Origin of the sequence: Actinomyces slackii, from assembly GCF_900637295.1 — a bacterium.
Taxonomy (GTDB): Bacteria; Actinomycetota; Actinomycetes; order Actinomycetales; family Actinomycetaceae; genus Actinomyces; species Actinomyces slackii.
Genome location: NZ_LR134363.1, coordinates 13,686 through 26,478, shown reverse-complemented (window position 1 = coordinate 26,478; position 12,793 = coordinate 13,686). Strand labels below are relative to the sequence as shown.

7 protein-coding genes are annotated in these 12,793 nt (G+C 70.7%); all 7 read left to right on the top strand.

Annotated features, from left to right (window positions below):
* Positions 1–54: 54 nt before the first annotated feature.
* The 7 genes from EL266_RS00105 to EL266_RS13830 all read left to right on the top strand — a co-directional run bounded on the left by EL266_RS00105 (position 55) and on the right by EL266_RS13830 (position 12,668).
* Complete coding sequence (locus tag EL266_RS00105; RefSeq protein WP_232012049.1) at positions 55–1,401, top strand: peptide ABC transporter substrate-binding protein; 1,347 nt, start codon at positions 55–57, stop codon at positions 1,399–1,401.
* Positions 1,402–1,483: 82 nt separating this feature from the next.
* The gene (locus EL266_RS00100; RefSeq protein WP_026427024.1) at positions 1,484–2,413 is read left to right on the top strand and encodes an ABC transporter permease; all 930 of its coding nucleotides are present in this window, start codon (positions 1,484–1,486) and stop codon (positions 2,411–2,413) included.
* Positions 2,406–3,359, top strand: a complete 954-nt coding sequence (locus EL266_RS00095; protein WP_026427023.1) for an ABC transporter permease — start codon at positions 2,406–2,408, stop codon at positions 3,357–3,359. The genes EL266_RS00100 and EL266_RS00095 overlap by 8 nt, the downstream gene beginning before the upstream one ends.
* A complete protein-coding gene (locus EL266_RS00090; protein ID WP_026427022.1) occupies positions 3,356–5,245 on the top strand; it encodes a dipeptide ABC transporter ATP-binding protein in 1,890 nt (629 codons plus the stop codon). Before EL266_RS00095 ends, EL266_RS00090 begins: the two co-directional genes overlap by 4 nt.
* A gap of 127 nt (positions 5,246–5,372) precedes the next feature.
* Positions 5,373–7,079, top strand: coding sequence for an ABC transporter family substrate-binding protein (locus EL266_RS00085; RefSeq protein WP_026427021.1), 1,707 nt, complete (start codon positions 5,373–5,375; stop codon positions 7,077–7,079).
* A gap of 121 nt (positions 7,080–7,200) precedes the next feature.
* A complete protein-coding gene (gene typA, locus EL266_RS00080) occupies positions 7,201–9,123 on the top strand; it encodes a translational GTPase TypA (RefSeq protein ID WP_026427020.1) in 1,923 nt (640 codons plus the stop codon).
* A 14-nt stretch (positions 9,124–9,137) separates the two neighbouring features.
* On the top strand, positions 9,138–12,668 hold the full coding sequence (locus tag EL266_RS13830) for a VanW family protein (RefSeq protein WP_269471443.1): 3,531 nt from the start codon (positions 9,138–9,140) through the stop codon (positions 12,666–12,668).
* Positions 12,669–12,793: the final 125 nt, after the last annotated feature.

Genomic DNA, 12,793 nt, shown 5'->3' with positions numbered 1-12,793 from the left:
CCCCTGCCCATCGCCCAGTTCTCCGAGCTGCGCAAGCAGATCACCGAGCGCACCATGGTGGGCGCCTTCCGCACCGGCTGGCAGGCCGACTACCCCTCCATGGCCAACTTCCTGGGATCCCAGTACAAGACCGGGGCCGGCTCCAACGACACCGACTACTCCAACGCCGACTTCGACTCCCTGCTCGACCAGGCCGCCGCGGCCTCCGACGAGGCCACGGCCCTCAGCCTCCACGAGCAGGCCCAGACCGCCCTGTTCGCCGACCTGCCGGCCATCCCGCTGTGGTACCAGAACGGCTTCGGCGGCTACTCCAACAACGTCTCCAACGTCACCTTCCAATGGAACTCGGTGCCCGCCTACCACGCGATCACTACCACCAGCAAGGACGGCGTCGTCCTGGCCAACGGCACCGAGCCGCAGAACCCGCTGATCCCCTCCAACACCAACGAGGTCGGGGGCGGGCGCGTGGTCGACCTGCTCTTCGCCCGCCTGGTGCGCTACGAGGCCGACGGCTCCGTGGTCAACGAGGTCGCCGAGTCCATCGAGACCACCGACAACAAGACCTTCACCGTCAAGATCAAGCCCGGCTGGACCTTCTCCGACGGCACCCCGGTGACCTCCGACTCCTTCATCAAGGCCTGGAACTACGGCGCCATGATGAAGAACAAGCACCTGTCCTCCTACTTCTACGAGCCCATCAAGGGCTTCTCCGCGGAGAAGGACTCCGAGCTGACCGGCCTGGTCAAGGTCGATGACACCACCTTCACCATCGAGCTGGTCGAGCCCGCCTCCGACTTCGCGCTGCGCCTGGGCTACTCCGCCTTCGCCCCGCTGCCCGAGTCCGCCTTCGCCGACATGGAGGCCTTCGGCAAGGCCCCCATCGGCAACGGCCAGTACACCCTGCAGAGCTGGGACCACGACTCCCAGATCGTCCTGGTCAAGAACCCCTCCTACAACGGAGGCGCCCCGGCGGCCAATGAGGGCATCACCTTCACCCTGTACACCGACTACGACTCGGCCTACAACGACCTGCTGGCCGACGCCGTCGACGTCATCGACGCCATCCCGGACTCGGCCCTGTCGAAGTTCCGCGACGAGCTGGGGAGCCGAGCCGTCAACCAGCCCGGCGCCGTCTTCCAGGCCTTCGCCATCAACGTCAAGGCCGAGCACTGGGGCATGGATGAGGAGGGCCGGGCCCGCCGGGCCGCCCTGTCGCGCGCCATCAACCGCAAGGAGATCTGCGACACCCTCTACTACGGCACCCGCACCCCGGCCAGCGACTTCACCTCCCCGGTGATCTCGGGCTGGAAGGAGGCCGTGCCCGGCAACGAGGTGCTGGCCTTCGACGCCGATGCGGCCAAGAAGCTGTGGGAGCAGGCCGAGGCCATCGCGAAGTTCTGAGCCGTCCCCACGCTGATGGTGGGCGGTCCCGCACGGGGCCGCCCACCGCTCCGCCCACAGCCCAACCCCTCGAGGAGGACCCATGCTCCGCTATGCCGGACGCAGGCTCCTGCAGATGATCCCCGTGTTCTTCGGGGCCACCCTGCTCATCTACGCCATGGTCTTCGCCCTGCCCGGTGACCCGGTCGCCGCCCTCAACGGCGACCGCCCCCTGTCCCCGGCCCTGCAGGAGCAGATCCGCGCCGACTACAACCTGGACAAGCCCTTCGTCATCCAGTACCTGCTCTACCTCAAGGGCGTGTTCACCATGGATCTGGGCACGACCATCAAGGGCGGCCGGGAGATCGTCGAGATCCTGGCCACCGCCTACCCGGTGACCATCAAGCTCGCCCTCATGGCCCTGGTCATCGAGGCCGTGGCCGGCATCGCCGTCGGGCTCATCGCCGGGATGCGCAAGGGCGGGATCTTCGACGCCACGGTGCTGGTGCTCTCCCTGCTGGTCATCGCCGTGCCGACCTTCGTCATCGGCTTCGTCCTGCAGTTCCTCGTCGGCGTCACCCTGGGATGGCTGCCGGTGACCGCGGGGAACTCGCCGGGATTCAGAGAGCTGCTCATGCCCGCCACAGTGCTGGGGGCGGTGTCCTTCGCCTATGTCCTGCGCCTGACCCGCACCGAGGTGGCCGAGAGCCTGACGGCCGACCACGTGCGCACCGCCCGCGCCAAGGGCCTTGGCGGCATCCGGGTGATGATCGTCCACGTCCTGCGCAACTCCCTGGTCCCGGTGGTCACCTTCCTGGGGGCGGACCTGGGCGCCCTCATGGGCGGGGCCATCGTCACCGAGGGCATCTTCAACATCCACGGGGTGGGAGGCACCCTCTATCGGGCCATCCTCCAGGGCGAGGGGCCCACCGTGGTGTCCTTCACCACGGTGCTCATCCTGGTCTTCATCATCTCCAACCTCATCGTGGACCTGCTGTACGCCGCCCTTGACCCGAGGATCCGCTATGCCTGAGCACACCACCGCTGCCCGCCGCGGGCAGGAGCGCTTCGTCGCGGAGGTCGACGAGCAGGGCCTGGGCGCCGTCGACGCCGTGGCCGATGAGTCCGCCCCCTCCTCGATGTGGGGCGAGGCCTGGAAGCAGCTGCGGGGCCGCCCCATCTTCTGGGCCTCGGCCCTGCTGATCACCACCGCCCTCCTCCTGGCGGCCGTTCCGGGCCTGTTCACCTCAACCGACCCGGCCTTCTGCCAGCTGTCCAAATCCTTCGCCGCCCCCGAGCCGGGCCACCCCTTCGGCTTCAACCAGCAGGGCTGCGACATCTACGCCCGTACCGTCCACGGCGCGCGGGCCTCGGTGATCGTGGGGATCCTCACCACCGTCATCGTGGTGGCCCTGGGAGCCAGCATCGGGGCCCTGGCCGGGTTCTTCGGCGGGATCTTCGACTCCATCCTCTCGCGCCTGACCGACATCTTCTTCGCCGTGCCCTTCGTGCTGGCGGCCATCGTGGTCATGCAGATGTTCAAGGGCCGCTCCTCGATCATGACGGTGGTCCTGGTCCTGGCCCTCTTCGGCTGGCCGCAGGTCGCGCGCATCACGCGAGGCGCGGTCATGGGGGTCAAGAACGAGGACTACGTGACCGCCGCGCGCTCCCTGGGATCGGGGCGCATGGCCATCCTGCTGCGTCACGTCATGCCCAATGCGGCCGCCCCGGTGATCGTCACCGCCACCGTCCAGCTGGGCGTGTTCATCGTCTCCGAGGCCACGCTCAGCTTCCTGGGAATCGGTCTGCCGGCCACCGTGGTGTCCTGGGGCGCGGATATCGCCTCGGCGCAGACGGCCCTGCGCGACCACATCTCGGTGCTCCTCTACCCGGCCGGGGCCCTGGCCCTGACGGTTCTCGGATTCATCATGATGGGCGACGCCGTGCGCGATGCCCTTGACCCGAAGGCTCGCAAGTGACCACCCACACGACCCATACGACACAGTCAGACTCGGCGCCGCAGGGCTCTTACCAGCAGGACGGGCAGTCCCCGCTCCTGGAGATCAAGGACCTCCAGATCGCCTTCCGATCCACCACCGGCATGGTCCCAGCGGTGCGCGGGGCCAGCCTGACCGTCTACCCGGGGCAGTCGGTGGCCATCGTGGGGGAGTCCGGCTCGGGCAAGTCGACGGTGGCCAACGCCGTCATCGGCCTGCTGCCGGGGACCGGGCGGGTCACCGGGGGATCCATCCTGTTCAAGGGCGAGGACATCGCCCAGGCCCCGGCCAAGCGGATGGTCCAGCTGCGCGGCTCTCAGATCGGCCTGGTGCCCCAGGATCCCATGAGCAGCCTCAACCCCGTGTGGTCCATCGGCTTCCAGGTCCGCGAGGCCCTCAGGGCCAACGGCCTGGCCGGCGTCGCTGACGACCGCCTGGCGCGGATCGCGGCCGAGAGAGCGGCCGGCTCCGAGGGCGAGGCCCCGGCTGAGGGCGCTGAGGGTGAGACTCCGGTCGAGGATGAGGCTCCCACCGAGGGCGAGACCCCGGCTGAGGGCCCCCGACGCATCCCCGTGGCCGAGCAGGTCGCCCTGCTCCTGGAGGAGGCAGGCCTGCCCGACGCCGCCCGTCGCGCCCGGCAGTACCCGCACGAGTTCTCCGGGGGCATGCGCCAGCGCGCCCTCATCGCCATCGGCCTGGCCGCCCGCCCCGACCTGCTCATCGCCGACGAGCCCACCTCGGCCCTGGACGTCACCGTCCAGCGGCGGATCCTCGACCACCTGGGCACCCAGGTGCGCGAGCTGGGCACCGCGATGCTCTTCATCACCCATGACCTGGGGCTGGCCGCGGAGCGCGCCGAGCACATCGTCGTCATGCACCGCGGCCGCGTGGTCGAGTCCGGTCCGAGCCTGGAGGTCCTCCAGGATCCTCGCCATCCCTACACCCAGCGCCTCGTACGGGCCGCCCCCTCCCTGGCCTCGGCCCGCATCGAGGCCGCCCACGCCGCCGGCGTGGAGATCGCCGAGGATGAGATCGGGGTCCATGGGGACAGCCAGGACGCCGATGAGATCCTTCGCGTCGAGCACCTGACCAAGGTCTTCGACATCCGCGGGGCCAAGGGCGGGGACAAGACCCTCAAGGCCGTCGACGACGTCTCCTTCACCGTGCGCCGCGGCACCACCACCGCCCTGGTGGGGGAGTCGGGCTCGGGCAAGTCCACGGTGGCCAACATCATCCTCAACCTCATCGACCCCACTGAGGGCAAGGTCTTCCACCGCGGTGTGGACCTGTCCACCCTGGGGCGCGCCGAGCTGTTCGACCTGCGCCGGCGCATGCAGCCGGTCTTCCAGAACCCCTACGGGTCCCTGGACCCCATGTACTCCATCTACCGGGTCATCGAGGAGCCCCTGCGCGTGCACCGCATCGGCTCGGCCCAGGAGCGCAAGGACCGCGTGGCGGAGCTGCTGGACATGGTGGCCCTGCCCCGCTCGGTGATGCGACGCTATCCCAACGAGCTCTCCGGCGGGCAGCGCCAGCGCGTGGCCATCGCCAGGGCACTGGCCCTCAAGCCCGAGATCGTCGTCCTCGATGAGGCCGTCTCCGCCCTCGACGTCCTGGTCCAGGCCCAGATCCTGCGCCTGCTGGCCAACCTCCAGGGCGAGCTGGACCTGACCTACCTGTTCATCACCCACGACCTGGCCGTGGTCCGCCAGGTCGCCGACGACGTCGTCGTCATGGAGCACGGGCGCCTGGTGGAGGCCGGCCACACCGAGGAGATCTTCACCAGCCCCCGCCAGGACTACACGCGCGAGCTCATCGAGGCCGTCCCCGGGGCGGGCATCGAGCTCTACTCCGCCGAGTCCTCCTGAGCGGTCCCCCTGAGCGGTCCTCCTGAGCGCTCCACCCGGCGCTGCGTTCCGTCTCACCCAGGTAGCGCGGATGTCATCGCATTAGGATGACCCGGACACTGCCCGCACCCGAGACAGGAGGGACTCGATGATCACGCGCAGGCTCCTGCTGCGGGCCGGTGGTATGGCGTCCCTGGGCCTGCTGGCCGCGTGCTCGGGCTCGCGCAGCGCCCCGCGCCCGGGGCCCGAGCGCCTGGCCGCGGACAACACCGTGCCCACGCGCCGGACCTCCCTGCAGCGGGGCGGGCAGGTGATCATCGCCCTGCCGCAGTGGCTCGGCAACCTCAACCCCATGCATCAGCAGGGGGCGGTGCCCGCCAACGCGCTGCTGCAGACCTTCACCGGGGTGAGCAACTGGGACTACGGCGGCGACGGGTCATTCACCCCCCGCACGGAGTACTGCCTGGATGTCACCACGGTGCAGGTCAGTGGGCGGACCAGGGTGGTGCTGAGCCTGAACCCCGAGGCCGTGTGGAACTCCGGCGAGCCCATCTCCGCGGCGGACTACCGGGCCCTGCTGGCCCTGGCCACGGCGTCGGTGGGCGACGAGAGGCTGGCCCTGCCCCAGGGATGGGATCGGATCGAGTCCATCGAGGCCGGCAAGGACCAGTTCGAGGTCGTGGTCACCTTCTCCACGATCTACCCGCACTGGCCCGCCACCCTGGCCACCATCGTGCCGGCGGCGCTGAGCGCCGACATGGAGGCCTTCTCCTCGTGGACCGACGTCGCCCTGGCCGATCACGCGACCGGCCCCTTCCGCGTCGGGAGCGCCGATGCCCAGCACCAGGCGCTGACCCTGGAGGCCAACCCCCGGTGGTGGGGCGATCCCGCGCTGCTGACCCGCGTTGTGCTCAGCGCGGTGGAGGCCTCCGCAGCGGGCCAGGACTACGCCCAGGAGCGCATCGACGTCCTGCACAACATCACCGATCCGGGGATCTACGACGACTGCCGTGGCCGGGCGGGGGCCACCGTGCGCCAGGCCATGGGGCTGTCCTGGCGGCGCCTGGTCATCAACGGCAAGGCGGGGCTGCTGACCGATCTCGAGCTGCGCAAGGCTCTGACCAAGGGCCTGGACCGCTCCGCCATCGCCGCCAGGGCCCTGACGGGCATGCCGGTGCAGACCGAGGCCCTGATGACCGGCAACCACATCTTCTCGCCGTCGGACTTCCGCTACCAGGACAACACCGGTCGCATGGGGCTCAACCCGGCCGAGGCGATGGAGGCGCTGGAGACCCAGGGCTGGATCGTCTCGGGGAAGGGGGAGATCCGCTCCAAGGACGGTCAGCGCCTCTCGGTGGGCCTGCTCTCCACACCGGACAATGCGGCGCAGGGCGAGGCCCGAGCGGTGCGCGAGTGCCTGCGGGCCATCGGCATCGAGATCATCATCGAGACGGTCGACGAGGCGACCTTCCGGGTGCGCACCCAGGCCGGGAGCTTCGAGACCGCCGTCCTGCCCCAGACCACGGGGCGCCACCCGCTGGAGCGGGTCGCGAGCCTGTACGGCCAGGGCTCAACGGGCGCCGGGACGGGACTGACCTCCCCTGAGGTCGAGGAGCTGGTGCGGCTCATGGAGGTCGAGGGCCATGATGACACCCGCTTCGAGCTGGCCAATGAGATCGACCGGAAGATCTGGGACCTGAGCGCGGATATCCCCCTCTACGTCATTCCCGAGATGACCGCGGTGCCCGACGGGCTGGTCAACTACGGCTCCTTCGGCATGCTCAGCCCCCATGTGGAGGACATCGGGTACATGCGGGGATCGGCCGCCGTGAGCGGGCGCACAGACCAGAAGTAATCCCAGGCATGGCAGGTCGGGGTCGCCGTCGCCTAGCCTGGCGCTGTTTGCCGCCCTGCTCCGCCCGGCACTGTCCCTCATGCCCGGGCGCAGGGCCCTCCTCACGGAAGAAGTGCCCTGTATGAGCGTGCGCCAGGACCTGCGCAATGTCGCCATCGTCGCCCATGTCGACCATGGCAAGACCACTCTGGTCGATGCCATGCTCTGGGAGGCCGGCGCATTCGGCGCTCGCGCCACCCAGGAGACCACCGGCGAGCGCGTCATGGACTCCGGCGAGCTCGAGCGCGAGAAGGGCATCACGATCCTGGCCAAGAACACGGCGGTCCACTACGCCGGGCCCGCGGCCAGGCAGGCGGGCCTGGCCGATGGCGTGACCATCAACGTCATCGACACCCCCGGGCACGCTGACTTCGGCGGGGAGGTCGAGCGGGGCCTGTCCATGGTCGACGGCGTCGTCCTGCTCGTGGACGCCTCCGAGGGGCCCCTGCCCCAGACCCGCTTCGTGCTGCGCAAGGCGCTGGCGGCGAGCCTGCCGGTCATCCTCGTGGTCAACAAGGTTGATCGACCCGACTCGCGCCTGGCCGAGGTGGTCTCGGAGTCCACCGACCTGCTGCTCTCCCTGGCCTCGGACCTGGCCGATGAGAACCCGGATATCGACCTCGACGCCGTCCTGGACGTCCCGGTCATCTACGCCTCGGCCAAGGCCCGTCGCGCCGACACCCAGGCGCCCGCCCAGGGCGAGCTGCCCGCCAGCACGGACCTGGAGCCCCTGTTCCGCACCATCATCGAGCGCATCCCCGGCCCCACCTATGAGGAGGGGGCCCCGCTCCAGGCGCATGTCACCAACCTGGACGCCTCGCCCTTCCTGGGGCGGCTGGCCCTGCTGCGCATCCACAACGGAACCCTGCGCAAGGGGCAGGCCGTGGCCTGGGCGCGTCATGACGGCACCGTGACCTCCGCCCGCATCTCCGAGCTGCTGGTCACCGAGGGCCTGGACCGCAGGCCGGCCGAGGAGGCCCATGCCGGTGACATCGTGGCGGTGGCCGGCATCGAGGAGATCACCATCGGGGAGTCCCTGGTGGACCCCGAGGACCCCCGCCCCCTGCCCCTCATCACGGTGGATGATCCGGCCATCTCGGTGACCATCGGCATCAACACCTCCCCGATGGCCGGGCGCACCAAGGGCGCCAAGGTCACCGCCCGCCAGGTCAAGGACCGTCTGGACCGCGAGCTCATCGGCAATGTGTCGCTGCGCGTGCTGCCCACCTCCAGGCCAGATGCCTGGGAGGTCCAGGGGCGCGGCGAGCTGGCGCTGGCCATCCTGGTCGAGCAGATGCGCCGCGAGGGCTTCGAGTTGACCGTCGGCAAGCCCCAGGTGGTCGTCCGCATGGTCGATGGCAAGCGCTACGAGCCCGTTGAGCGCATGACCATTGACGTGCCCGAGGAGTACCTGGGCGCCGTCACCCAGCTCATGGCCGCCCGCAAGGGGCGCATGGAGACCATGACCAACCACGGCACGGGCTGGATCCGCATGGAGTTCCTGGTGCCGGCCCGCGGTCTGATCGGCCTGCGCACCCAGTTCCTCACCGAGACCCGGGGCACCGGCATCGCCTCATCCATCGCTGAGGGCCACGAGCCCTGGGCCGGGCCCATTGCCTCGCGCACCACCGGCTCCCTGGTCTCCGACCGCGCCGGGGCAGTCACCGCCTACGCCCTGATCCGCCTGGCCGACCGGGGCACCTTCTTCGTCGAGCCCACCCAGGAGACCTACGAGGGCCAGGTGGTGGGGGAGAACCCCCGCGGCGAGGACATGGATGTCAATGTGGTGCGCGAGAAGCAGCAGACGAATATGCGTTCCGCCACGGCAGATTCGTTTGAGGGCCTCACGCCGCCGCGTCGCCTTACCCTGGAGGAGGCCCTGGAGTTCGCCGCCGAGGATGAGTGCGTTGAGGTCACCCCCGAGGCTGTGCGCATTCGCAAGGTCATCCTGAACTCCCAGGAGCGATTCCGTGAGAATGCCAGACGCCGTCGTGCCGAGGCCTGAGAGGAAGTAGGCCGATGAGTCAGACTCCGCCGCTGGGTGAGCGACCGGACCACGAGCTCAGCCCGGGCATGAATGGCCGGGGAATCCAGCCTGCCCCGGGGCGCATGGGCCCTGGTACCACCGGGATGCTGCCCCGCATCGTGTGGCCCCTCCCTGCCGAGCCTCAGGCCGGCCCGCAGGCCGACGACGCCGAGCAGGACGCTGAGCGCCGGGCCGAGGCCCAGGCGGAGGCCGACGCGCAGCAGGCGGACGGCGAGCAGGGGGATCGGACCCAGGCTCCTGCCGCGCAGGAGGACGCCCAGTCCCGGCAGGCGCAGCAGGAGGACCTGAGCGAGTCCCTGGCGGATGTCCTGGCCGATGCCCTGGGCGCGGACCCGGGTATTGACGAGGCTGAGCGGGCAGTGGAAGCCGAGCAGACCGCGGAGGCTGAGCAGGTCGCGGAGGCCGAGCAGGCCACAGCGGCCGAGCAGACCGCGGAGGCCGAGCGGGCCCCGGAGGCCGAGCAGGCCGCAGAGGTCGCGGGGGCTGAGTTGTCCGGGGAGGCTGAGCGGACCGAGCAGCCTGAGGCGGAGGGCGCGGCTGACGAGGTGGGCGCCGACCAGGTAAGCGCTGACGAGCAGGACTCTGACGGGCTAGTCGCCGAGGAGCCGGCCGAGCCTGTATCCGCGCAGGCGGCATCCCAGGAGCCAGAGCCGACCGCTACTGGCCAGGCCCCGGCCGTAGAGGCCACACTGCCCACGGACGAGGCCCCGGCTGTTGAGGAGCCCCCGGCCGAGGAGCCCACAGCCGAGGAGCCGGCGGGCGAGCCAGGCGCTGCCGGCGCCTCGCCCGCAGCGCTCCCTGCGGCCGCCGAGCCGGAGCAGGACGCGTCGCCCGACTCCACAGGCGCGAGCGCCGCCGAGCCCGCCTCCGAACTCCCCTTAGGGCCCGCCCCCACGCCCGACGCCGCCGCCCCCGACGCGGCGCCGGTCCCCGCCGGGCCTGATTCCGCTGGGCCCGACTCTGTCGCCCCTGACTCTGTCGCGCCCGACACCGCCGAGGCCACCGGCGGGCAGTCCCCGGATCGTGACGCTCCCTCATCCCCGATCTCTCCCATGAAGCCGCCCATGTCTCCTGTGTCTCCTGCCATCCCTCCCACCATCCCTCCCAGCACGCCGCCGTCGGCTCGCACCCCGGCGACCGGCCATGCCTCCGCCCACTCCACGGCGCTGGATGCCCCCACCGACCCGCGATCCTCCGTGATCCGCGACCCTGAGTCCCTGCCGCCCTCCATCTCTCCGGGCGCCCGGGCGCAGGCCTCCCGCAGGCCCAGCGGTGGCACGGCCGGACGGCGAGCCGACCTGGTCCCTCCGCTGTCCCCGGCCGCGCAGGCGGGCCGTGGAGCCGGCGCCCCCGGAGCGATCCCCGTCATCGAGCCCGCGGCTCCGGCCGCCTCCTCGGGCTCGTCCGCCTCGGCGGCGTCGGCCGACCCCGCCGAGCCCACTGATTCCGCCCCAACCGCGCCCCCGAGTCTCCGCGCGGCGGCATCCGCGGCCAGTGCCGGTGGTGCTGGTGGTACTGGCGGTGCAGCATCCGCCGCCGCGGTGCACTCACCGCTGCCCCCTCGGGCCCCGGCCGCCGCCCCCAAGACCACCCCCGCCAGGATCAGTCCCGCCAAGACGGCGCCAGCCAAGACCAGCCCCGCCAAGACGGCGCCAGCCAAGGCAGGGCCAGGCTCGGGCGCGGCGGCGGCCGGCTCGGCCACGGCCGGCCCGACCACGGGCGACTCCGCGCAGACGAAGGACGCAGGGTCAGCGGGGCAGACCGCCTCGGCGGCGCATGCTCCGACCTCCGGCTCGCGTCGTCGTCTCCTGCCCCTGGCCGTGGCGGCCGGTCTCCTGCTGGCCGTCTGGGGCGGACTGGCCTGGTGGACCTCCACCCATATCGCCCAGGGCACCACCGTCTCGGGCGTCGACATCTCCGGGCTGCGGCCCGACGCCGCCCAGGCCCGCCTCACCGAGAAGCTGGGGGCACAGCTGGCCCAGCCGGTCACCCTGACCGTGGGGCAGGGCAGCTCCGAGCTGGTCCCCGGCGAGGCCGGGGTGGCACTGGACGTCAAGGCCACCATGCGCGAGGTCTCCGGCTTTACCCTCAACCCCATCACCATCGCCCAGAGGCTGGGCGGGGCCCAGAGCCAGGCCGTCCTGAGCGTGAACGCCGACACGCTCAACGGAGCCCTGGAGGACAGGATCGACTCCATGGCCAATGGGACGGTCTCGGCCACCGTCGCCCTGGACGGCACCGAGATCGTCACCACCCCCGCCAGCCAGGGCGTCGGTCTGGACGTCAAGGCCTCAGTCGAGCAGCTCAGGAAGGACTGGCCCCTGGGCCAGAGCACCATCCCCCTGGTCGAGGGCACGGCCACCCCCGCGATCACGGATGAGGAGGCCTCGACCTTCGTCGAGACCACCCTGCGCCCCATGCTCTCAGGCGACCTGACGGTCACCGCGGCGGGCACCGCCGTCGAGGGCAAGGCCACCTCCACCACCGCCACGCTGAGCCCCGAGACGCTGGCCTCCATGACCACGATCGACACCTCCGGGGGCAAGCTCTCCCTGGTCCTCGACCCCGAGTCGCTGCGCCAGTCAGTGGTCGAGGCGATCGGGCCGGTGGAGAGCCCGGCGGTCAACGCCTCGTGGACCATCGACGGCTCTCAGGGCGGGGCGGCAGGAGCCACGCCGCAGTACGTCGCGCCCGCCAAGGGCGAGGGCATTGACATCCCGGCGCTGACCCAGGCCCTCATCAAGGCCGGAGCCGCCGGGAGCGATGCGGCCGCGCGCACCGTGACCCTGCCCATCACCGTGCTTGAGCCCACGGTCACCACCGCCCAGGCCGACTGGGGCATCACCGAGCCCATCGGTGAGTACGCCACCCCCTACAACGCCGGCGATGAGGCCCGCACGCAGAACCTGCGCCGCGGCGCCGAGCTCGTCAACGGCACCGTCTTGCAGCCGGGGGAGACCTTCTCCCTGGAGGCCGCGCTGGGCGAGGTCGACTACTCCACCGGCTTCACCGACGCCGGGGTCATCCAGGACGGCAACCACGTCGACTCCCTGGGCGGGGGCCTGAGCCAGATCGCCACCACGGTCTTCAACGGGGGATTCGAGGCCGGCATGGACGACGTCGAGCACCACCCCCACCAGTACTACTTCGACCGCTACCCCGCCGGGCGCGAGGCCACCTTGTGGACCGGGAACCTCGACGTGAAGTTCAAGAACTCCACGCCCTACGGGGTCCTGGTCCAGGCCTGGCTCGACGGCGAGCAGGTGCATGTGCGCCTGTGGTCCACCACCTACTACCAGGTGGAGATCACCGAGTCCGAGCGCTACAACTACCGGCCGGTGGTGACCGAGCGCAAGTCAGGTCCCTCCTGCGAGCCCTACTTCGGGGGCAACGCGGGCTTCGACATCACCGTGACCCGCAAGCGCTCCCACAACGGGGAGTCCCTGCCCGACGACGTCCTGACCACCGCCTACGCCGCGGACAACAACATCGTCTGCGAGTGAGCGACCCCGCGCCGGTTTCCGCGCAGGGGACATGACGTAAAAACCCCGCTGGGGTCGGCGCCGTCATCCGTGCTCATGACCACTGCGCCCTCCGCTTGGGTCCAAGGACCCGAAGGACGATACTG

Coding starts and splice junctions, on each gene's coding strand:
- EL266_RS00105 (WP_232012049.1), top strand. CDS start 55: ATGGTGGGCGCCTTCCGCACCGGCTGGCAGGCCGACTACCCCTCCATG.
- EL266_RS00100 (WP_026427024.1), top strand. CDS start 1,484: ATGCTCCGCTATGCCGGACGCAGGCTCCTGCAGATGATCCCCGTGTTC.
- EL266_RS00095 (WP_026427023.1), top strand. CDS start 2,406: ATGCCTGAGCACACCACCGCTGCCCGCCGCGGGCAGGAGCGCTTCGTC.
- EL266_RS00085 (WP_026427021.1), top strand. CDS start 5,373: ATGATCACGCGCAGGCTCCTGCTGCGGGCCGGTGGTATGGCGTCCCTG.
- typA (WP_026427020.1), top strand. CDS start 7,201: ATGAGCGTGCGCCAGGACCTGCGCAATGTCGCCATCGTCGCCCATGTC.
- EL266_RS13830 (WP_269471443.1), top strand. CDS start 9,138: ATGAGTCAGACTCCGCCGCTGGGTGAGCGACCGGACCACGAGCTCAGC.